Annotated in this window: 22 protein-coding genes; 13 read left to right on the top strand and 9 right to left on the bottom strand. The window is 42.5% G+C overall.

The annotated features are described in order from the left end of the window. Positions 1-14: 14 nt before the first annotated feature. From ACFQZS_RS10475 to ACFQZS_RS10450, 6 genes are all read right to left on the bottom strand, one after another. Entirely contained in the window at positions 15-812 is a 798-nt protein-coding gene (locus tag ACFQZS_RS10475) for a DUF4292 domain-containing protein (RefSeq protein WP_377099946.1), read from the bottom strand. Further along, a complete protein-coding gene (locus tag ACFQZS_RS10470; RefSeq protein WP_377099944.1) occupies positions 790-2,502 on the bottom strand; it encodes a tetratricopeptide repeat protein in 1,713 nt (570 codons plus the stop codon). The genes ACFQZS_RS10475 and ACFQZS_RS10470 overlap by 23 nt, the downstream gene beginning before the upstream one ends. A 56-nt stretch (positions 2,503-2,558) precedes the next feature. Continuing rightward, on the bottom strand, positions 2,559-2,990 hold the full coding sequence (gene dut / locus ACFQZS_RS10465; RefSeq protein WP_377099942.1) for a dUTP diphosphatase: 432 nt from the start codon (positions 2,988-2,990) through the stop codon (positions 2,559-2,561). After that, a complete protein-coding gene (locus ACFQZS_RS10460) occupies positions 2,987-4,474 on the bottom strand; it encodes an oligosaccharide flippase family protein (protein WP_377099940.1) in 1,488 nt (495 codons plus the stop codon). Before ACFQZS_RS10460 ends, dut begins: the two co-directional genes overlap by 4 nt. Positions 4,475-4,593: 119 nt before the next feature. Beyond that, the gene (locus ACFQZS_RS10455) at positions 4,594-4,878 is read right to left on the bottom strand and encodes an acylphosphatase (RefSeq protein ID WP_377099938.1); all 285 of its coding nucleotides are present in this window, start codon (positions 4,876-4,878) and stop codon (positions 4,594-4,596) included. A 147-nt stretch (positions 4,879-5,025) separates the two neighbouring features. Further along, entirely contained in the window at positions 5,026-6,198 is a 1,173-nt protein-coding gene (locus ACFQZS_RS10450; protein WP_377099936.1) for an amidohydrolase family protein, read from the bottom strand. A gap of 129 nt (positions 6,199-6,327) precedes the next feature. On the opposite strand from ACFQZS_RS10450, the gene rlmN reads away from it, so the two are divergent. The 11 genes from rlmN to ACFQZS_RS10395 all read left to right on the top strand — a co-directional run bounded on the left by rlmN (position 6,328) and on the right by ACFQZS_RS10395 (position 14,750). Beyond that, positions 6,328-7,383, top strand: coding sequence for a 23S rRNA (adenine(2503)-C(2))-methyltransferase RlmN (gene rlmN, locus ACFQZS_RS10445; protein WP_377099934.1), 1,056 nt, complete (start codon positions 6,328-6,330; stop codon positions 7,381-7,383). Positions 7,384-7,542: 159 nt separating this feature from the next. Next, positions 7,543-8,112, top strand: a complete 570-nt coding sequence (locus ACFQZS_RS10440) for an RNA polymerase sigma factor (RefSeq protein WP_377099932.1) — start codon at positions 7,543-7,545, stop codon at positions 8,110-8,112. Further along, the gene (locus ACFQZS_RS10435; RefSeq protein WP_377099931.1) at positions 8,109-8,423 is read left to right on the top strand and encodes a hypothetical protein; all 315 of its coding nucleotides are present in this window, start codon (positions 8,109-8,111) and stop codon (positions 8,421-8,423) included. The genes ACFQZS_RS10440 and ACFQZS_RS10435 overlap by 4 nt, the downstream gene beginning before the upstream one ends. Before the next feature lie 9 nt (positions 8,424-8,432). After that, a complete protein-coding gene (locus ACFQZS_RS10430; RefSeq protein WP_377099929.1) occupies positions 8,433-9,014 on the top strand; it encodes a Spy/CpxP family protein refolding chaperone in 582 nt (193 codons plus the stop codon). A gap of 69 nt (positions 9,015-9,083) precedes the next feature. Further along, positions 9,084-9,875 (top strand): YHYH protein, encoded by a 792-nt coding sequence (locus ACFQZS_RS10425; protein WP_377099927.1) that lies wholly within the window; start codon positions 9,084-9,086, stop codon positions 9,873-9,875. Further along, on the top strand, positions 9,847-10,431 hold the full coding sequence (locus ACFQZS_RS10420) for a toxin-antitoxin system YwqK family antitoxin (RefSeq protein ID WP_377099925.1): 585 nt from the start codon (positions 9,847-9,849) through the stop codon (positions 10,429-10,431). The genes ACFQZS_RS10425 and ACFQZS_RS10420 overlap by 29 nt, the downstream gene beginning before the upstream one ends. Beyond that, the gene (locus tag ACFQZS_RS10415) at positions 10,428-11,072 is read left to right on the top strand and encodes an SCO family protein (protein ID WP_377099923.1); all 645 of its coding nucleotides are present in this window, start codon (positions 10,428-10,430) and stop codon (positions 11,070-11,072) included. Before ACFQZS_RS10420 ends, ACFQZS_RS10415 begins: the two co-directional genes overlap by 4 nt. A 101-nt stretch (positions 11,073-11,173) precedes the next feature. After that, the gene (locus ACFQZS_RS10410) at positions 11,174-11,872 is read left to right on the top strand and encodes a ComF family protein (protein ID WP_377099921.1); all 699 of its coding nucleotides are present in this window, start codon (positions 11,174-11,176) and stop codon (positions 11,870-11,872) included. 148 nt (positions 11,873-12,020) lie between these two features. Continuing rightward, positions 12,021-12,950 (top strand): hypothetical protein, encoded by a 930-nt coding sequence (locus ACFQZS_RS10405; RefSeq protein WP_377099919.1) that lies wholly within the window; start codon positions 12,021-12,023, stop codon positions 12,948-12,950. Positions 12,951-12,955: 5 nt separating this feature from the next. Beyond that, entirely contained in the window at positions 12,956-14,038 is a 1,083-nt protein-coding gene (locus ACFQZS_RS10400) for a sensor histidine kinase (RefSeq protein ID WP_377099917.1), read from the top strand. A 10-nt stretch (positions 14,039-14,048) separates the two neighbouring features. Then, entirely contained in the window at positions 14,049-14,750 is a 702-nt protein-coding gene (locus ACFQZS_RS10395) for a LytR/AlgR family response regulator transcription factor (RefSeq protein ID WP_377099915.1), read from the top strand. Between the two features lie 55 nt (positions 14,751-14,805). On the opposite strand, the gene ACFQZS_RS10390 is transcribed toward ACFQZS_RS10395, so the two are convergent. Further along, entirely contained in the window at positions 14,806-17,931 is a 3,126-nt protein-coding gene (locus ACFQZS_RS10390) for a PAS domain S-box protein (protein WP_377099913.1), read from the bottom strand. Continuing rightward, positions 17,931-19,217, bottom strand: a complete 1,287-nt coding sequence (locus tag ACFQZS_RS10385) for a serine hydroxymethyltransferase (protein WP_377099911.1) — start codon at positions 19,215-19,217, stop codon at positions 17,931-17,933. The genes ACFQZS_RS10390 and ACFQZS_RS10385 overlap by 1 nt, the downstream gene beginning before the upstream one ends. Before the next feature lie 204 nt (positions 19,218-19,421). On the opposite strand from ACFQZS_RS10385, the gene ACFQZS_RS10380 reads away from it, so the two are divergent. Beyond that, on the top strand, positions 19,422-20,441 hold the full coding sequence (locus ACFQZS_RS10380; RefSeq protein WP_377099909.1) for a hypothetical protein: 1,020 nt from the start codon (positions 19,422-19,424) through the stop codon (positions 20,439-20,441). A gap of 13 nt (positions 20,442-20,454) precedes the next feature. Here the strand turns inward: ACFQZS_RS10380 and rsgA are convergent, their stop codons facing one another. Further along, positions 20,455-21,375 (bottom strand): ribosome small subunit-dependent GTPase A, encoded by a 921-nt coding sequence (gene rsgA, locus ACFQZS_RS10375; protein ID WP_377099907.1) that lies wholly within the window; start codon positions 21,373-21,375, stop codon positions 20,455-20,457. Positions 21,376-21,630: 255 nt separating this feature from the next. Here rsgA and ACFQZS_RS10370 point away from each other — a divergent pair, with 255 nt between their 5' ends. Next, on the top strand, positions 21,631-22,437 hold the full coding sequence (locus ACFQZS_RS10370) for a carbon-nitrogen hydrolase family protein (protein WP_377099905.1): 807 nt from the start codon (positions 21,631-21,633) through the stop codon (positions 22,435-22,437). Positions 22,438-22,491: the final 54 nt, after the last annotated feature.

The following is a 22,491-nucleotide window of genomic DNA, read 5'->3' as shown; positions in this document are numbered from 1 at the left end:
CAAAAGTATTAAATTTAATTGGCAGGTTTATAGCTTTCGGGGATATTGAATGGATAGTCAAGCACGCGGTCAAGGTCAATCTTTGAATACTCCAGGTTAATTGATATTTTTTTCTCTTTGAGCGTTGAAGCAATATTGATCTGCGATGGCAATGTGCGCCCATCTACCAATACAAACTTGCTGTTTGTAACCTGCATAGCTTGCTGTTGTGCATTGTCGGATAAATTCAATTGCGAAACCTTCATATCCGGATTAAAGATCATTTTGTATAAAAGCTGCTGTAATTTACCTGACAGCGTTATGTTGTTATCCGTTTTTTGGAGGTCAGCATCCATTGATAGCAACTCAGGTACCGCATTGCCTGTTAACAGCGATTCGACGGTGGTATAATTAACCTGCTTGCCGGTGTAGGCATGGATATAACTGAATGGCTTTTTTATATAAACGCCTTCTACCTTATTCATTAACTTAATGCTATCGGGGGTAATTAAGGCCCGCCCAACTTCAATACTTGCCAATATGTTTATGGACACTGATACCCATATCTGCTTGCCTTTAGCAATGCGGATATTCATAGACACACTCTTATTATCATTATCAATATTAAGATCAGCGTCTGCCTTGCCAGAAAAAGTATTGAACGTAAGTTGCCTGCTTTTTATGGCCGCTATGGTGTTTGCCTTTGAGTTATCAACCACTACCGGCGCATTTGTTGCCACAGGGGCACTTACCATTTTACGCGCTTTACATCCGCTGGCTACTACCGCCACCAGGCAAACTATCGCTATTTTATTCGCTATATTTCTTCTCATTAATTTTCCGCTCTAACCCTGCCGATTTACCGCCATATTCTTTTGCCTTTATCCAGCTCTGTAAAGCGGCGTCGGCATTACCCATGTTAAACAAAATATCGCCGTAATGTTCTGCCTGTGTTGCACTTTTATCTTTATTGTGCAGCATAGCTTTTTCCATCCATGTTTTTGCTTCAGTGTATTTTTTTTGCTTAAAAAGCACCCAGGCATAGGTATCTTCAAACGACGCCTCGTTGGGTTTCGCTTCAACCGCATGCTTAGCCATTGTAGCCGCTTTAATCAGGTTTTCGCCGCGCACGGCTAAATAATAGGCGTAATTATTTAGCGTATAAATGTTTTCGGCGTTGTACTGTAATGATTTATCGTAGCTCTCATCAGACAATTTATTGTTCAGCAACTCATGGTAACAATCGCCCAAAGCCGAGTACGTTTGCGACAATAATTCCTTATCCTGCAACTCCAGCGATGCCGCATTTTTTAAATAGGTTAAGGCTTTTTTAGCATCCTTTTTTTGCAACCAGGCTAAACCAACAAAATAATTCATTTCAGCCTGATTGGGGAAGAAAGATAAAGCCTCCTCACCATCTTTAATTACAGTGGCCAGATCATTTTCGCCCATTGCAATTCTTACCAATTGCTCGCGTACCTCGTAAACCTGATCGTTAATTGCGATAGACTTTTTATAGCTGGCTTTGGCTTCACTTACTTTATCATTCTGCAAAAGTATATCACCATATATGGCGTGCGCCCTTGCATCTTCAGGATGGCTTGTAACCAGCAATTTTGAAAGGGCCAACGCGCTTGCACGTGCATTCGGATCAGCAAATTGCGGAATGTACCCGGCTATGATCCTTATTTTTTGATCGATGCTTAGCTCAGGAACAGAAAATGCCTGCTCCAATTCGCTAAAACTGCCATCAACATTCTTTTTATCGCGATAGATATCGGCCAGCCCTAAATGGATAAGTCCGTTATTAGGATCTACCTTTTTAGCCCGTTCCAACACTTTCGCCGTTTTATCCGGCTGGTTAACAGAGTTGTACAGATCAGCCAGCATAAGATAATACCTTATGTTGTTGGGACTGGCAGCGATCAATGCCTCCAACGAAGCGGCTGCCTTATCCGGATTGCCCTGCTTAAGGTATACCTTTTGGCGGTTTAACGTAAGGTCGTCGCTTGGGCCGGTAATTTTCTCAACGGCATCATAAACTTTTAAGGCATCATCATATTTACCCTGCAAAAACAAAGCGTTAGCCTTATCAAAATATACATCGGGTTTATCAGGATTAAGGCGTATCAGCTGGGTAAATACGTTTTCAAGTTTAAGAAAGTCGTTATTCTTTTCATAAACATCAGCCAGCGATAGCCAATACCAGCTGTTATCCGGTTTTATTGTTACTGCTTTTTCAAGCAGCGGCAAGGCATCCGGATATTTTTTTTGCAGCTTTTTAATGTTAGCTAACTCATATAACGAAGCATCGTTATTGGGGTCTATCTCTAATATTTTAGTAAAAACGGCGGCAGCACCGGCATTGTCTTCAACTGTTTTTTTGCTTAGCGCAGCGTAAAACATTTGTTCAACATCCCCTTCCCCTGGTGTTCCGGGGTGCAAGCTTTGCGCTTTAAGCGTTTTAAATGGCACGCAACACACCATCAGCAGCACAAATATTCCGATCTGTTTTTTGCCCATAATGCCAAATATATTCAAAGCCACGCGTCCCAATTTGCTATTTTTTTAATTATCAATTATTTACCCGTATGCCCAAAACCTCCTGCGCCCCTTGTGGTTTCGGCAAGCGTTTCCACTTCCTGCCAGTCTACCCTTTCGTGCTTTGCAACAACCATTTGCGCAATGCGCTCGCCGGGGTTTATCTCAAAATCCTGATCTGACAAATTAACTAACAGCACACCTATTTCGCCCCTGTAATCAGCATCAATAGTGCCGGGCGCGTTTACAATGCTTATGCCATGCTTATAGGCCAGGCCGCTGCGCGGACGGATTTGCGCCTCAAACCCTTCGGGCAGTTCTATAAATAAACCCGTTGGTACCAGTTTGCGCTCTAATGGCTTAAGCAAAACGGACGTTTCAAGATTGGCGCGAAGGTCCATACCTGCCGCATGTAAAGTCTCGTATGCCGGTAAGCTGTTTTTTGATTTGTTTATAATACGAATGGTCATGATTTAATAAAAATAGACTTTAAGTTTTTCCATTCAAAGTATAAAGCTACTGATGCAAACGCAATTAACAGCCCATTGCCTATAAAAATGTTACGATTAAAAACGTAGAACGATATATAAACGAGTATGATGGACGAAATGATATAGGCAAGGTTCTTTTTAAGATTGTATGGGATAGGGTAGTTTTTCTGGCCCCAGATGTACGACATTATCATCATGCTGCCATAAGCGGTCAAAGATGCCCATGCAGATGCCATGTAGCTGTATTTTGGGATGAATACAACATTTAGTATAACCGTAACTATTGCCCCAATAAGAGAAATATATAAACCATACTTCGTTTGATCTGATAGTTTGTACCATACTGAAAGATTCATGTAGATACCCAGGCTTACGTAACCAAGCAGTAGTGGTGGAACCACCGGCAAACCCACCCAGTAAGCCTTGTCGTTAACGTAATATTTCAAAATTTCAATATTCGCTACCACGCCTACAAACATCATACACATGGCAATAACAAAATAATCCATTATGCGCGCGTAAGTTTGACCGGCGTTTTTATTTTTTGCATGACTAAAAAAGAAAGGCTCGGCACCCATACGGAAAGCCTGGTTAAAAAGGCTGGCAAAAATGGATAGCCTTGCGCATCCGGAGTAAATGCCTAAATCACGCTCGCTTATATCAGGCGGCAGCAGTTTACCTAACAATATCTTATCTAAATTCTCATTTACAATAAACGATAGGTTGGCTATTAAGATAGGTGCGCTGTAAACCAGCATCTGCCCAAACATCACCTTATCAAATTTTAACTGCAACTCCAACAGCTCAGGTAAAAGCATTAAAAGCGTAACAGCGCTTGCTACCAGATTAGCGAGAAAGGCATAGGCAACCCAACCATGCACGTACCAGCCCGCCATCCATTCCGATCCAAAAAAATGATGCTTTAGCCAGTAAGGTATCACCAAAATGAATATTACGTTTAACGATACTGTTATTACGATGTTAACTATTTTGATAATGCCATATTTTATGGGGCGCCCATCGGCGCGTAATTTAGCAAAGGGTATAACGCACCAGGCATCTAATATAAGTATGGCTATAAAGTACTTTATATAAAGCGCAAATTCTGTTTGAGGGATTTCCTTACCTATTTTTATAAGGCCGGCAAGGGTGTAAGTAAATGGAACGGTTAACAGTAAAAAGAAAACCGACACGCTGAAGATAACCCAGAACCCGTTGTTATAAACCTGCTTTTTATTATCCGGAAACTTATTAAGGTATCTGAAAAAAGTAGTCTCCATGCCAAATGCCAGCAATGCCTGGAAAATAGAAGCCCAGGCAAACATGGTGCTAAATATGCTATATGCCTTGGGTAAATACGCCCACGTAAAAAGAGGCGTGAGCAATGAACTTAGTAAACGCTGAACTATGGTACTTAAACCATAAATAGCTGTTTGACTGGCAAATTTTTTAGCTGTTGACAATAGAAATATGTGTAATTTAAGCCTATGTCATGCTGAACTTGTTTCAGCATCCCATCATATCCGCATTTACCGCCGCGTGGGATGCCGAAATAAATGCGGCACAACGGGATTGAGTAATGTTATTTAAACAATCCTCTTTTTAATACTTCAAAATTACGATAGTTTTTTAATTCGCCCTCATTAGTTTCAACGGAGTCTACCTGGCCGTATTCCGGGCCTTCTTTACAAAAATCTAAAAACATATCCAGCAAAACGGGGTCGCCTTCGGCTTCTATAAAAACGCTGCCATCCGGTTGGTTCTTCACAATACCGCGAACGCCTAACTGATCTGCCACCGCTTTTGCCGTTGCACGAAAAGATACGCCTTGCACTACGCCTTTTATGGTTATGTTTAGATGTTTCATTAAGCCCCTCCTAAATCCTCCCCGGTAGGGAGGACTTTAATTTCAGTCAAAACTAAATAAAACTATCAAAAGTCTCCCCTTCCGGGGGAGATTATTGACGGGTGTTTGTTTTTGGGTGTCAATGAGGGCTTCGCCGTTTAGAGGGGGCTATATCAACCGCCTCACCTTGGTTTCAGCTGTTATTTTAAGGTTGTCCAAACCGGTTATCAGGTTAAGGCCGGGGGTTTTGCCATATGCTATAGTACCCTTTTCTTTATCAATACCTAAAAATTTGGCTCCATTAATTGTGCCCCATTCCAGTAAACGGTCTAACGATAAAGATGGAAAATGCTTTTGCAGCGTAGCCATTTCGCTTAAAATACAAAGTTTATAGTTTGATGCCAGACTATCAGTACCCAGCGTAATGTTAAAACCCTGATCTATGAACAGATCTATTTTAGGCAGCGTACCTTCAATATATATATTAGCGTTGGGGCAAAAGCACCAGTGTATTTTATGCTCAAACCGCTTAATAAAATAAATATCCTTTAAGTTAGTACAGGTGTTATGCACCAGTAAAATATCCTGCTTGCTTGACAGTAACGGCAATACAGATTGCAAAGAGTTACGCGCCTGCGGTTTAAAAAAACTAATATCAATACCAAAATGAGCATACAGATCATTAAACTGGCCAAGCTTATACCTAAAAAATTTGTTTTCGTCCTCGCATTCCTGGTTATGAATACTCAGTAGATTTTTGTTGCCGTCTGAATATTTTTTAAGCAGCCTGAACAACTCTTTTGATACGGAATATGGAGCATGCGGAGTTATAGAACAAGGCTGTGGCTTGAATTGGTTTAACAGCCTTAGTGCCTTATTAAATACTTCATCCGCCTGTTGGGGTACAAACGCAAAAGCCTCAACAAAGGTATGGTAGTATAGCTTACTTTTTGATTTTAAGCCAATTGTAACATCGCTGTTTGATATATCGCCAACGGCCACAATGCCATTATCATACATGGCCTGGTCGGCAGCAAGGGCCGCGTCTTCAATCTCCTGCTGGGTAGAATTTCTGTGTAACTGTATATTCTGGATGAACGAGATCAATCCTTCTCCATCGTTTATTTTGCCTTTAAGATGAGAAAGTTCTACGTGACAATGCGTGTTTATAAAGCCGGGGCAAATAATACCGCTAAGTTGTTCTACGGGGATATTGGCGTAATCAGGTGGAATGTCTTCTGCTACTGAGATGATCTTACCATCGTCACTTACAACAATTGCTCCGTTTCTAATTGGATCGGCATTAACAGGAAAAACGTAATCGGCTCTAAAAATTTTCATGTATCGTAACTTAACATTTACGCACCTCGTTAACTACCGCACAATAAAGTTAAAAACAATAATTAAAAGTTAATTGTTTTTAACCAATTGATTTAAAAATACCCTTTTTAAATTTTGTATTTTTGCAGCGTGAACAGCGTTAAAGAAAAGATAGATATCCGCAGCCTGAGCCTGGAAAGCCTGCAAAAGCATTTTTCGAAAATGAACGAAAAAGGCTTTCGCGCTAAACAGGTATATGAATGGCTATGGAAAAAATCATGCTTTTCGTTTGACGAGATGAGCAATATTTCAAAAGAACTTCGTACCAAACTGGAAGAAAAATTCACCATAAATAATGTACGGATCAATAATTCGCAGTTTAGTGCTGATAAAACTATAAAAAATTCTTTCATTTTACACGATAACCATTTAATTGAGGGTGTTTTAATACCAACGCCCGAGAGAATGACTGCTTGCGTATCCTCGCAAGTGGGTTGTAGCCTTACCTGTAAATTTTGCGCAACCGGATATATGGAGCGCAAGCGAAACCTTAACGCCGACGAAATTTACGACCAGGTGGTGTTGATAGACAAACAGGCGCGCGAAAATTATGGCATCCCTTTAAGTAACATTGTTTACATGGGCATGGGCGAGCCTTTGCTTAACTACAAAAATGTTTTAGACTCGATAGAAAAGCTTACTTCTGAAGAAGGTTTGAATATGGCGGCCAAACGTATTACCGTTTCAACCGCCGGAATTGCTAAAATGATAAAGAAGCTGGGGGATGATAACGTAAAGTTTAACCTTGCCCTGTCTTTACACGCCGCTAATGATGAAAAGCGAAATACCATTATGCCCATTAATGAGCAAAACTCATTAAAAGCTCTGGCCGAAGCTTTAAAATACTACTACGCCAAAACCAAAAACCCCGTAACTTACGAGTATATAATTTTTGATGGTGTTAATGATACCTTGCAGGATGCTGCAGAGCTGGCCCGCTTTTGCAAGCATTTGCCGTGCAAAGTAAACATCATTGAATATAATCCCATTGCTTTTGCAGACTACATTAACGCCGGCGAGGACCGCGTTGATGCCTTTGCCGAATACCTGCGCAAACAGGGCGTAAACACCCACCTGCGCCGCAGCCGTGGTAAAGATATTGATGCTGCTTGCGGACAACTGGCTATTAAGGATGGGGTTAGTTGATCGAAGACTAGAGATTAGTTTACTAGTAATACCCAAGCTAAAACTAAATCGAATCAACCAATCTCCAATCAACTAATCTTCAATCTTTAATAACTAATCTCTAAATTAGACCGAAGGAAATTATTTCAATCATCGTCTAACCCAGCAGAAATTTAAACATTGACGGAGCAAGAGCTAGTTGCTTACCTGATTAAAGGCGATGAAAATGCCTTTAAATTACTGGTTAACACCTATAAAAAAATGGTGTATAACACGGTATTGGGCTTTGTGCAAAACACGCACGATGCTGAAGATGTTACGCAGGATGTTTTTATAAAGGTTTTTGAGAGTATCGGCAAATTTAAACAACAAAGTAAGCTTAGCACCTGGATCTATCGCATTAGCATTACGCAATCGCATGATTTTACCCGGCATAAAAACCGAAAAAAAAGAATGGGGTTTTTAACCAGCCTTTTCGGACCGGATAATGCGCCGCTGCATGAGCCTGCCGACTTTGCCCATCCCGGTGTATTGGCCGAAAATAAAGAGCGATCGGCAATATTATTCGGGGCTATAAATCAGCTTTCTGAAAATCAGAAAACGGCATTTATACTGCAAAAAGTACAGGATATGAGTCAGCAAAAGATTGCTGAAGTAATGGGAATAAAAGAAGGCGCGGTTGAATCGTTATTGATGCGCGCCAAGGCTAACCTTAAAAAATTATTGACAGATTATTATTCATCGTTATGAACAATAGGGAAGAAATTGAACAACTGGCCGAGAGAGCCTTACACAGTCTGGACAACCTGCAGCAGGTAGACGCTAATGATTTCCTGGCGGCAAAGGCATGGCAACGTATGCAAAACCGCAGGCATGGCTTATCACCCGCCTACAACAAACTGCTGCTAAGGCTGGCAGTTGTGTTGTTAATGTTTGTTGGTATAAACTGCGTAAGCTTTTATGTATTGAACAACAAAAGTGCCGACACAGCATCAACCGCTACCGGTGTTGACGCTTTTGCCAGTGCATATGGCTTGAGCAGTAGTTCAGGAAATTATTAAATACACATTATGAAAAGTGTTAGATTATTAATAACGATAGTGATTGTACTGGTGCTGGTAAACTGCGCGCTTTTAGCGGTTTTCTGGTTTCAGCGGGGCAAAGGCCCCGGGCAGAACGGACCGCCGCAACGCGCGCATGAGTTTCTGAAAAAAGAACTCGGTCTGACTAAAGAACAGGACGAGGCGTATGAAAAAATGCGGATAAGCCATTTTGCAACCACCCGCGCCTTAAATGACGCCAACCGTAAACTGCACGACTCGCTTTTTAACTATATTAATACACCTGATTTAGACACCCCGACGGCTACCAGGCTGGAAGGACAAATTGCCTTTAATCAAACCCAGTTAGAGAAAGCTACTTTGCTCCATTTTAGGGAATTGAGAAGCATACTTAATGCACAACAACAGAAAAAATTTGACGGCGTTATAAAAGATGCGCTGCGTATGATGGGAGGGCCGCCCCGTGGCAGAATGGGGCCAAACGGCATGCCGCCGCCCCGCGACGGGCAAGGCCCGCCCCCAGGACAGGGACCACCGAACGGTGAGGGCCCGCCGCCCGGAGAAGGCTTTCCGCCGCCACCAGGGCAATAATTAAAAATATTTCATCCACCCGAAGGAATTTATATCAACAGGCTTCTAATGATATAAATTCCTTTTGTTATGAGAACCAAGCCTGTTTTACTGTTATTAGGTGTTAGCGCATTTTTTATAGCGATAATATCCTGCAAAAAAGATAATACTACCGACACTACCGACGGCAGCACAACGTCTACCAGCATTACCCCATCCTACGGTGCAGATGTGCCTGCGGTTTATAAGAAAATATACAACGCCAAAGAGGTTTACAAAGACGGCAGTTACATTGTGATTAAAACCACTACCCTGCCAGATCATAAATCGCCATACTATAAAGGCACTAAGTGGGCGGCAACGCAATATGAGGCCTATAATGGCACTAATTCTTTATGGAACCAAAACCCGAACGTAATTGCCGAATCTACCGTTACGTTTAAAATACCGCTTAACCCAACCGTAGCCGCTACGCATACCTCAACGCCAATGGGGCCAATGGGCGTGGCTGTTAACGGTGTACCAATATTTAATCAGTACGCGGCAGGCGGGTCGCCATTAACGGGCGAGATCAATAGCTTTGATCAATACTACGGCCACCCGCAACAGCAGGGCATGTATCATTACCATGCTGAACCCTACTATCTTACGGCGCAAAAAGGCAAGGACGCACTGATGGGCTTCCTGCTGGATGGCTTCCCGGTTTACGGTCCTAATGAAGGTGGTAAAGCTGTAACCAATGCAGATCTGGATGTATATCACGGGCATGTGGCTGTTACAGCAGATTATCCTGCAGGCATCTATCACTATCACACCACAGCTACCGATCCCTATATTAACGGAAATCAGTTTTATGGAACAGCAGGTACAGTCTCTCAATAAATGGTTGTTGCTGTTTTGGGCGGCCATTGTAGGGTTAACCTTTTATAGCAGCACAAAGCCAAAAGCCATTTCAGATACGTGGGTTGCCACAACCGACCCAGATCTGGTTTACATGAACGGCTATTTATATTATAAAAAACAGGCCTATACAGGCTGGTTGTTTGAGAATTTTGATAACGGTAACCGCGCCAAAGAGATTCCCTATTATGGCGGTAAAATGGAGGGAATTATGAAAACCTGGTATGCAAACCAACAACCCGAGCAGGAACGGCTTTTTGTATCAGGCGAAAAACAGGGCATTCATAAAGGGTGGTGGCCCAATGGCAACCCCAAATTTGAATACCATTTTGTTGATGATGAACATGAGGGAGCGGCGAAGGAATGGTTCACCAACAATAAGCTTTACCGGGAATTTAATTATAAAAACGGGCACGAGCAAGGCCGGCAGCAAATGTGGTGGGATGATGGTACCGTAAGGGCCAATTATGTTGTTAAGGATAACCGCCAATATGGTTTAATAGGACGGAAGCTTTGTAAGAATATCTATAAAAAATGAAGAGTGCTAAACTGCTTGGTTTTGTTTTATTCCTGATGGCCTTTATTGGTTGCAGCCAACAACAGGACAACCTGCCATTTTATAACACACCCGATTTTACCCCGGTATGGCTGCAGCCAGGTGATGAGGGGTATGATAAGATCCACACCATTCCGGCTTTTAATTTTACAGATCAGCTTGGCGAGCCTGTTACTAATACAACCACAGCGGGTAAAATATATGTGGCTAATTTCTTCTTTGCATCATGCAAAAACGTTTGCCCGGCCATGATGGACAATTTAGAAAAAGTGCAAAGTGCATTTAAAAACAACGAAAACGTGCTTATCCTTTCGCATTCGGTAACACCGTTAAAGGATAATGTGCCGGCCTTAAAAAAATATGCCAATGACCGGCACATTGATAATAAAACCTGGCTTTTGCTTACAGGCGACAGGGACGCAACCTACGCGCTTGCCCGCCGCGCCTATTTTGCTGATGAAGCGGGCGGTTATGGCAAAAAGCCTGACGAGTTTTTACATACCGAAAACGTCGTGCTGATTGATACTAAAGGCAGGATACGAGGGGTTTATAATGCTTCGCTTGCTGTAGAGATAGATATGCTGGTGCAGGATATTAAGCTTTTGCAGAAGGAAAGCGCTTAAGTTTATAGCCATAAATTCGCCATTCCGAATTTATTTCAGCACGGCCCGTCTTGTTTTTAAAATCAAATTCGCCAATCAAAACAAACGCTTATCTTAACGCCATGAATGTGCTTAGTCGCTATCTGGCAGATTTTTCCGCGTTGCTCTTCCCGCACCTTTGCCCCGCCTGCGGCGAGGCCTTGATGGCTAATGAGCACGTTATCTGCACAGATTGCCGCTATAGTTTACCTTTCACCAATTTTCATTTACAGCCGGATAATGTGGTAGCGCGCCAGTTTTGGGGTAAGCTTAATATTGAAGCAGCTTATGCCATGTACTTTTTTAGCAAAGGCGGCAAAGTGCAGAACCTGCTGCATCATTTAAAGTATAAAAACATGCCGCAAATAGGCCAGGTGCTGGGAGCAATAGCGGGCGAACAATTACTAAAAAGCGGGGCATTCAAACAGATAGACTACATTATTCCGGTACCATTGCATAAACGCAGGCTAAAAGAACGTGGTTACAACCAAAGTGCCTGTTTTGGCGAAGGTCTGGCAGAAAAGTTGAACGCGGAGATGTTAGAAAACAATCTGATAAGAATAAGGCATACCGACACGCAAACCCATAAATCGCGCTTTGCAAGGTTTGAAAACATGCAGGAAGTTTTTGCAGTGAGCAATCCCGGTCAGTTGATCAACAAACACATCCTATTAGTTGATGATACCGTTACTACCGGCTCAACATTAGAAGCCTGCGGAATAGAGCTGCTTAAAATTGAAGGAGTAAAATTAAGTATCGCTACCATTGCCTATGCGGAGTAGACTTAATTTTGAATTATTGATTTGGGCTTAGATCTCAATCTTTATCTATTATTCCGGTAGTTGGTCTACTTAATTTTTCAAGTAAAGGTTTGGTTTGTTCCTTTACATTCAGCCTTTGGCTTTGTAAAAAACAGTAAATTTAACAAACATGAAAAAGATCGTTATTCTATTTATCAGCCTTTTAGGAAACATGCTTTTGGTAACTGCATGCAAAGCGGGTTCCTTTTCTCCGGGTATAACGCTGGTTGGCTCCACGCCTTGTAACTCGTATATCGGGTCGGTACTTAATATCACGCCCGGCGCTGATGCCGAATTTATTAAATGGAAAATAGTATTGAAAGACGAGGGCGCAGGCAAACAAACATTTGATCTGGATCTGAACTTTGGCCAATCGCAGCCCAACACTACCGGGTTTGTTAATGGCGGCCAAAAAAGAACCCTACATGGCAGTTACGTTATTCAAACGGAGCAAATTGAAAACGTTAGCGGGATGGTTTATCGCTTGCAGAGCGATAAGTTGACGACCCCAATTTCCTTATTAAAAATAAACGAAAATATTTTTCAAATACTTTCTAAAGAGCGGACGTTGTTATCAGGGGGAGGAGATTACAGCTACTCGTTGAACCGGGAGAGCATTGTTAAATCACCAAACATTTTAACCTCATTAGTAAGCACTGCCTTCGCGCCGACGGATAAGGCGACCACTATTATTTTTGATGCCAGAACGCCATGCTGGGAGATTGCCGGGGATAATGGTTTTAATGTAGCTGCAGACTGTTTTAAGTTGAAGTGGAAACTCACACTCCGCAGAGACCCAACAACGCTATCGCCAACAACATTTACAATAGAAAGAACAGACAAGCGCCAAAACGCGGTCGACGGCAACTGGGCAATTATCAAAGGATCACCATCACAACCTAATATTATTATTTATCGCCTCAGCCCTTCTACTTCAGACCCTGCCATTTTGCTGTTTGTTGGCGATCATAATGTGCTTTTTCTACAGAACAAAGACGGACAGTTATACACCGGGAACGAGTTGCACAGCTATACCTTTAACAGACGATCATCCAACTGAAAGAAATGGAAGGCCCGGGCATAGCGTTAAATCAGTTACATTCAGCCAGAAAGGGCTCATTGAGAAACAATGTGATCCATTTGGGCTATTGGCTGTTGGTTACGGGTTTCTTTATTTTCGACAAAAGATATCTTATTTATAAAGCAAGCATGCCCTATTTTGTGGCTTGTGTAACCGTTCGCATCTCTTTGCTTATGGTGGTAGCCTATCTTAACCTGCAATACTTTTTACCTAAGTACCTGCTTAAAAAGAAATACGGTGCCTATTGCCTGGCGGTGCTGCTTTCAGTTATTGGCTATCTGGCAGCGCAAAGTCTGTTTGATTTTTACCTGTATGGTTATGTTATAGGCCCAATGCCTACCTCACGTTTAATGGCGGCCTTATCTTATAATTTCTTTACCACCTTATGGTACCTCGGGGTAATGCTTGCCATTAAACTGAGTTTAGATTGGTACGGACAGCAGCTTATCATCCAAAAGATCACGGTAGAAAATCAAAGGATCAGCCTGGAGAAACTGAACGCGGAAATTGAGTTCCTTCGCGCCCAGGTTAACCCGCACTTTTTGTTCAACATATTGAATAACCTGTATGCTTTAACCCTAAAAAAATCTGAGCTTGCGCCGGATGTAGTTTTAAAGCTGTCAGACATGATGGAATACATGCTCTATGATAGTACAGATGAAAAGGTTTCACTGGAGAAGGAAGTTAATTATCTGAATAACTATATTTCATTGGAACGCCTCCGGTTTAGCGAGACGGCTGCTATACAATTAAATATAAATGCTGAATTAAGCGGGCATGAGATAGCCCCCCTGCTTTTGTTACCCCTGGTAGAGAATGCCTTTAAACATGGAATGAGTAAGCAGACAGAAGATAACTGGCTGACTGTTGACATTGAACTTGTTGGATCAACTTTGACAGTAATTATAGAAAACGCTAAACCGCCGGCAATTACCAAAGAGAACAGGGGCGGCATAGGCTTAAATAACTTAAAAAAGAGGCTGTTACTATTGTATCCCGATAGGCACCAACTTGAACTTAACGAAAAAAGCAACGTCTTTTTGGCTAAGTTGGTGCTTAAGCTTTAAATGTTGAACTATGCTAAAAATTGTGGTTATTGATGATGAGCCGCTGGCGCTTGAAGTTATTGCCGGCCACTTAACAAAACTGGAGGAGGGACATGCAGTTTGGCTATTCAGCAAGGCTGGCGATGCCTTACGCCACCTGAAAAATAACCAGGCAGATGTTTTAATGTTGGATATTGAATTGCCGGAGATGACAGGAATAGAGCTACTAAAACAACTGCCTGATCCGCCCCTGACTATTTTTACAACTGCTTACCGCGACTACGCTTTTGAGGGCTTTGAATTAGGGGTAATTGATTTTTTGTTAAAACCTATATCTTTTAAAAGGTTTTCAGCCGCGATGGGTAAGGTGAAAGATTTTATTTCGCTAAAAACTCAGAATACTCAACTGGAGGTTGAAGAAGCCGCCCCTGAATTTATTTTTGTTAAAAGCGGCGTAAAAAGGATCAAACTTTATTTTGAACGGATTACACACGTTCAGGGCTTAAAGGATTATGCCATCATCCATACTAAAGATGAAAAAATAGTGGTAAAGGGATCGATAAAGACGGTACAGGAAATGTTCCCTCCGGATCTTTTTATAAGGGTGCATAAATCTTTTCTGGTAAGCCGCTCCTTTATCAAAATACTTGAACGAAACAGAATAGTTATTGGAGAGCATCAAATCCCGATAGGCAGAAACTATCGTGACGAAGTTGAGAAAGTAGTTAAATAAACACGATTAAAGAAGGTATTTTAAACCAATCACTAATCAACTAATCTCTAATCAACTATCCCTTTTGATACCTGCTCAATTTTTCAAACAGTGTTTTGGGTTCAAATGGCTTCAGTATATAGTCGTTCATACCCGCTTCGTTTATTTGGCCCATTTGATTGGTAAGCATAGATGCGGTTAGCGCTATTATAGGCAATTGTTTAAAATAAGGGTCGGCTTTTGAGCGTATTACCTGCGTAGCTTCCAACCCGCCCATTTCGGGCATGTGGATATCCATCAAAACAACATCATAATTTTTATTCGTCTCCACCTTGTTAACGGCTTGCAGCCCGTTTTCGGCAAAGTCAATTGTGGCTCCCCACTTTGTCAATATTTTATTGATAAGTAAGCGGTTTATCTGGTTATCATCAACTACCAGCACCTTAATATTTAAACCTGTTTCCACGTCAATGTTGTTATATTCGTTTCTATCTGCCTTTTTAAATGTTACTGTAAACCAAAAGGTTGAGCCTTTACCCAAGTCGCTGTCAACGTTAATGCGCGAATCGTGCAATTCAATCAGCCTTTTGCTTATGGCCAAACCCAAACCTGTGCCGCCGTATTTACGGGTGGTATCGGCTTCGGCTTGTTTAAACGTCTCAAATATCGTATTTAATTTGTTATTTGCTATACCAATTCCTGTATCGGTAACGGCAAATCTAATACGGGCCTCGTTATCGTTTTGCTCAATTACTTTTAGCTCAACGGTAACGCCTCCTGCATCGGTAAATTTAACCGCGTTGCTTATCAGGTTAAGCAAGATCTGCGATAAGCGCGTTCTGTCGCCTATAACTGTATCAGGTATGTTTTTATCTATTTTCTCTGTAAGGCTTATCTGTTTTTCCTGCGTTTTAAACTGCATAGATCCGGTAATGCTATGCACCAGGTCGCGCAGGTCAACGTTGGTTCTTTCCAACTCAATATTACCCGTTTCTATCTTGGTAAAGTCAAGCACATCATTGATCAACAGCATCAAATTCTCTGCGGAGAATTTCAGAATATCCAGATTTTCCTTTTGCATCGGATCCGGACTACCATCCTGCAACAGGTGCGACATGCCGATAACCGCGTTGAGTGGCGTGCGTATCTCATGACTCATTACAGATATAAACATATCCTTAGCGCGGCTAAGTTGCATGGCTTCTTCTTTAGCGGCTATCAACTCCAGCTCCACCTTCTTTTTGGCGCTTATATCAATAATTACTTCTATATATCGCTCAATCTCGCCATTCTTATCCAAAATGATGGAGTTGATGACCGAGATCCACATCGGTTTGCGGTCTTTACGGTAAGCCAGCAGATCAACCTCAAATGATTTTTTGTTTTTAGATAGCTCGCGGGCGCTTTGTATAATGTTTGTATCGGTAAGCTCGCCCTGCAAAACGTCACCCAGAAATTTTTGCTCAACGTCTTTCAGGTTATAGCCTGTAATTTTCTCAAAAGCAGAATTTACCCACTCTATTTGCCCTGCACGATTATTAATAACCACCCCGCTGTTGGTACTGCTGGCCACCAGCGATAGTAGTTTAAGTTCATCGGCTGCGTGTTTACGGTCGGTTATGTCAGACATTGTACCTACCTGCCGTTCAACGTCGCCGGCATCATTCAGCAGCGGGCTATTGGATAATGCCACCCATCTGGGCGCTCCGTCTTTGCGGTAAATAAGTATCTCAACATCGTAAGACCGTTTTTCATAAAACGCCTTAAAGGCATCTTCAAACACCTTCATATCCGTATCGGGCCCAAGCAATGTAGTGCCAAACTTCTTACCCTTCATTTCTGCGAGGGTATAACCGGTTATCCTCTCTACCGCTTCATTCATCCACATAACGTGCCCTTCCGCGTCGCGGGTAAGCATACCGGTAGGCGATTTATGGGCAGCGAATGATAGTATCTCCAGATCCTGCTGTGTAGTCTTTCGCGCTGTTATGTCTGAAATTATGCGGATGTACTTTTCCACATCGCCTTTCTTATCATAAATAACTGATGTAATAACAGACAACCATATCTGTTGGCCATCCTTGCGGGTGGCGTTTACATGTACAGAGTATGATTTTTTTGACTGTATCTTCTGGTTATAATCCTTAACGCTTGTGGTATTGCCGGCATCGGGCACAAAAACATCGCGAAGGCGCTTGCCCGCTACATCGGCCAGATCATATCCGGTTATACTGCTAAAGGCATTATTTATCCATACAACACTGTCATTGGCATCGCTTATACTGCAGCCATTTATCATATTACTGGCTACAAGCGATAGCTGCTCCAACTCTTTTGTTAGTTGTTTTTGATAGGTGATATCGCGCCCGCTGGCGTACCATTTGCCCCCTTTATGTATAGCGCACCATCCTATCCACTTAGCTTCGCCGGTTGCAGTGATCGTTTCTGTTTCTAACTCAAAAGAACGGCCTGTTTCAACCGCCATTTCAATAAGGGGTAAAAACTGCTCGCGGTTTTTACTAACCACAAACTCCCATAACGAACGGCCCAGGGCTTGCTGGGGCGTGTAACCTAAAATAGTGGTTACGGCATCATTAATAAATTCGATGTTTGAGTCGGCTCCGGCTATGTAATGTATCTCTGGCGAGGTGTTAAAAAGATTATAAAATTCTTTGTGTGCCTCAAGCGATGCTTCTAATGCCTGTTTCTGCTTACGCAACATTAAATGTGACATTACCTCGTCGGCAAGTGTGCGTAAAGCATCCCGCTGCTGATCGTTCAGTTGATGCGGAACAGTATCAATTACACATAAAGAACCCAGACGATGGCCATCAGGGTCAATAAGCGGGGCACCTGCATAGAACCGGATGTGCGCGCTGCCGGTAACAAAGGGGTTATTTTTAAACCTTTCGTCCGTTGTAGCATCATCTACCTCTAATATATCATTATCAAGGATGGTGTAGTTGCAGAAGGCATCTGCGCGGGTGGTTTGGTCAATATCAAGCCCGATGGATGATTTGAACCATTGCCTTTCTTCATCAAGCAGGGTGATGAGCGCAATAGGCACCTGGCATATATAGGATGCCAGGCGCGTAATGGCGTCGTATTCCTTTTCAGGCAGGGAATCCATAACATTATAGGAGTTAAGCGCGGCTAAACGCTTAGCTTCTATATCTGGCCGGATCTCCTGCTGCTTAATCATTACTCTTTTCCCTTGTCGCTATATAACGGAAATTGCTCCGTTAGCTTATGCACCTTTTTACGTATTTTATTTAAAGAAAGTTCGTTTTCAGGGTCCATTATTACTTCGTCAACCAAGGCAACAATAGCTTCCATTTGTTTCTCTTTCATGCCACGGGTAGTAACGGCAGCTGTGCCAATACGTATGCCCGAAGTTACAAACGGCGACTTATCATCAAACGGCACCATATTTTTGTTGATGGTGATATCTGCCTTAACCAGCGCGTTCTCTGCAGCCTTACCGGTTACTCCCTTGTTGCGCAGATCTATAAGCACCAAATGATTATCTGTACCACCCGAAACGATCTCATAACCTCTGCTTGTAAAAGCTTCAGCAATAGCCGCGCCATTCTTTTTAACCTGAACTATGTATTTCAAATAACTGTCAGACAATGCCTCTGCAAAAGCTACCGCTTTAGCAGCAATAATATGCTCCAACGGACCGCCTTGGGTACCAGGAAACACAGCCATATCTAACAGGTTAGACATCATTCTGATCTCGCCTTTAGGTGTTTTAAGGCCCCATGGGTTCTCAAAGTCTTTACCCATCATAATAAGGCCGCCACGCGGGCCGCGCAAAGTTTTGTGGGTTGTTGTGCTAACAATATGGCAATGCGGCAGCGGGTCTGTCAACAAACCACGGGCAATTAAGCCTGCAGGGTGAGATATATCAGCCAAAACCAAAGCGCCAACCTCGTCGGCTACTTTACGAATAAAAGCATAATCCCAATCGCGCGAGTAGGCCGAAGCACCGCAGATGATCATTTTAGGTTTTTCGCGCAGTGCTACTTCCTTTAGCTGGTCGTAATCAACATAACCGGTCTCTTTTTTTACACCGTAAAAATGCGGCTCGTATAATTTACCCGAGAAATTTACACCCGAACCGTGCGTTAAGTGCCCACCGTGTGAAAGGTCAAATCCTAATATTTTATCGCCCGGTTGCAGGCAGGCCAGCATAACCGCAGCGTTAGCCTGCGCGCCTGAGTGTGGTTGCACGTTAACCCACTCGGCATTGAAAAGCTGCTTGGCACGCTCAATAGCGATGGTTTCAATCTCATCAACTATCTGGCAACCACCATAGTAGCGCTTACCCGGAAGACCTTCGGCATATTTGTTGGTAGCAACAGACCCTGCGGCTTCCATAACCTGTAAGCTAACAAAGTTTTCTGATGCTATCAGTTCTAAACCTTCTTCCTGGCGTTGCTGCTCTTCGTCTAACAGCTTAAATATTAGTTTATCTCTTTTCATTTGCTAATGTTAAAAAACGTGTGCAAAGTTATTAATATTAGCGTTTATACGGTTAAATTTTAGCTAATTAGTTTGTTTTTGTGAGTAAATTTTGAGTTTTTAACAAAAGGTGGCCCAATTGTATTGCGTATTAGGTTAAGCGCGGCATTTTATGTGGTTTTTTAAACTAAAATTATAAGTTTGCATAACAAACCAGCCTTAAATATGCATTTCAGAATTTCCATTCTTTTATTTTTTATCGCCATTGGTGCTTGCTCTTGCAAAAAATCAGGCAATAAACCTGAAGAAAAAAAAGAAGCTGATGTTTATGTAGCAGGGCATACTGCTACTCACATTATGGGTAGTTTACAAACAGAAGCTGCTTATTGGAAAAACGGATCCATCAATTTATTAGAGAAAAAGGGGATAAAAGCTACCGACATCGCTGTTCAGGGCAATGATGTTTATGTATCAGGCTATAGGTATACAAATGATGGTCAACAACGGGCTTGTTATTGGAAAAATGGCATATGCGTCGATTTAGAAAGCACGGCAGATTTTCCGTCTACAACAGCAATAGCAGTAAAAGGTACTGATGTGTATGTGCTTGGCGGTGACCAAGCCGCTGTTTGCTGGAAAAACGGTATTAAAACAAACTTAATACCACCTTTATCAACTCCTGTTTCTATAGAGGACATTGCTATTTTAGGTGACGATATTTATATGTCTGGTATAAAAATAACAGGCGACATACGAAGAGCTATTTATATAAAAAATGGCGTTATTAATGAATTGCCTTCCTTAACGAATTCAGCTGACCCCAATTTAAAAACTTATGCAGCAGGAATCACAGTTAGCGGCAACGATATATACATAGCTGGCGACGAAGGAATAAATTTCGAAGATGGTACAGTAGTTTATTGGAAAAACGGCGCAGTGGTACCTGTTGCTAAGCGCGGGAGTGCAAAAGATATATTTGTTAACGGCGCTGACATTTACATTGTAGGAACAAAATTTGGACCGTCAAGCCTATCCAATAATCAATACGCTACAATTTGGAAAAACGGGGCCGAATACTCAACCAGTGCAAATGACTCACAATTTTTAAATGCGGTTCTACATCAAGATGATATTTATACAATTAGTAAGGGGGGTTACGAGTATGCGCTTTATAAGAATGGTATAGAGCAGCAGTTTTCAAATGTTCCGGCAGTGCCAATAAAAGTAGTAGTTATATCTAAATAAGACAGGCGAGCCTCTACGCCCTTGTATCATTCCCATTATAAATGCTCAGATAACTCTCATACCGCGACAGCTCAATTTCTTCATTCTCCAAAGCGTCCAACACCGCGCAGCCGGGCTCGTTAATATGGCGGCAGTTGTTAAAGCGGCAATCCTGCATACGGGCGCGCATTTCGGGGAAAAAGCGGCCTAACTCGTTTTGTTCAATATCTATAATGCCTAACTCCCGTATGCCGGGGGTATCAATAATAAATCCTCCCTGTGGCAGCTCAAACATTTCGGCAAAGGTGGTGGTGTGCGTGCCTTTGTCGCTCCATTCAGATAATTGATTGGTGCGCAGATCAAGCTGAGGTAATAAGGCGTTAATTAAGCTCGATTTACCTACGCCGGAATGGCCGGACAATAAAGTTACCTTGTCTTTCAAAGTATCCTGAACGTGGTTAATATTGGTTCCCTTTGTTGCCGATACCTCAAAACACGGGTAGCCCACGTTTTCATAAATGGCTTTGTAGTCGGCCAGTATTTCCAGCCCCTCGCCGCTAAACAGATCAAGCTTGTTAAATACCAGCATGGCGGGAATATCATAAGCTTCGGCGGTAACTAAAAAACGGTCAATAAAACCCAATGATGTGCGTGGCGATGCCAGCGTAACAATCAGCAAGGCCTGATCAAGATTGGCCGCCAGTATATGCCCCTGTTTAGAAAGATTAACAGATTTGCGGATGATATAATTTTTACGCGGGTGCAGGTGGGATATCACACCGGTTTCCTGATCGGGTTCAATTTCAAAATCAACTACATCGCCAACAGCTATAGGGTTGGTTGTACGGATACCTTTTGTACGGAAAATACCTTTTATACGGCAGTTGTACCGCTCCCCATCAGGTGTTTGCACCTGGTACCAGCTTCCGGTTGATTTTGTAACTAATCCCTGCATTTAAAGGTGTAAAGGTATAAATTTAAAAACAGTGCGTATATTTAGTTAAAACAACGGCTTTGCTAGTAGCGATGGAAAAAAAGGTGCATTGGGCTGTGCGATTCCCTCCCTTGGGAGGGTGCAGGGAGGGGTTTAGTCCGCTTTGTTAACCCCTTCCCGCCACTTCACAGACAGCCGCACCCTTCCCAAGGGAAGGAGTTAACAGTCGAAACGCCAAAGTCTTAAATGCATTACTAACAAAATACTCACACCGCCATGAAAATTGCCTTAGCTTCTCCCCCATTCCCAAAATCTTTAAGTGATGGTTTGGATTCGCTTAAAGACCTGACGCAAAAGGCTGCAGCACAACAAGCAGAGATCATTTGCTTTCCCGAATCATTCCTTCCCGGCTACCCTTACGAGGAGTTTAATGTAGAAAAGTGCTCGCCCGAAACTTTACAACTTGCTTTGGAAACAGCGCAAGGTATAGCCGCTGATAACAATATCGCTATAATACTGCCGATGGATTGGTATGCTGATGGTGCATATTTGAATGTTGCGCAGGTAATATCCCCAACAGGCGAACTGTTAGGCTATCAAACAAAAAACCAACTTGACCCCAGCGAAGACGATATCTGGCAGGCTGGCACAGATAGACAAATTTTCCTTATTAACGGACTTAAATTCGGCATAGTTATCTGCCATGAAGGTTTCCGCTACCCCGAAACGGCCAGGTGGGCGGCAAGGCGCGGCGCACAGGTGGTATTCCATCCGCATTGCTCGGGCAGCAATAAAAGCGGTGTAGTACCAACCGAATGGGGTGATAAAAACAGTCCGTATTATGAAAAGGCCATGATGATGCGTTCAATAGAAAACGCGGTTTACTTTGCCAGCGCCAACTATGCTTTTACTTATCCAGATTCCGCCAGTACGGTAATTGCGCCCGATGGCAGTTATATGGCGCATCAGCCCTATACCGTACCGGGAGTATTGGTGGTTGACATTGATCCCGCACTTGCTACCGGCTACCTGGCTAAACGGTATAAGAATGTTCCGCATGGGCAAGGTATACAAAGTCTGTAGACTTAATTAAAAAAATAACGCTTTAATATTGCTAATTAGAAAATTAACCCTTTA

Source organism: Mucilaginibacter calamicampi (assembly GCF_042676765.1).
Lineage (GTDB): Bacteria > Bacteroidota > Bacteroidia > Sphingobacteriales > Sphingobacteriaceae > Mucilaginibacter > Mucilaginibacter calamicampi.
The sequence above is the reverse complement of the archived record's forward strand: the minus strand, read 5'-3'. Positions and strand labels throughout refer to the sequence as shown.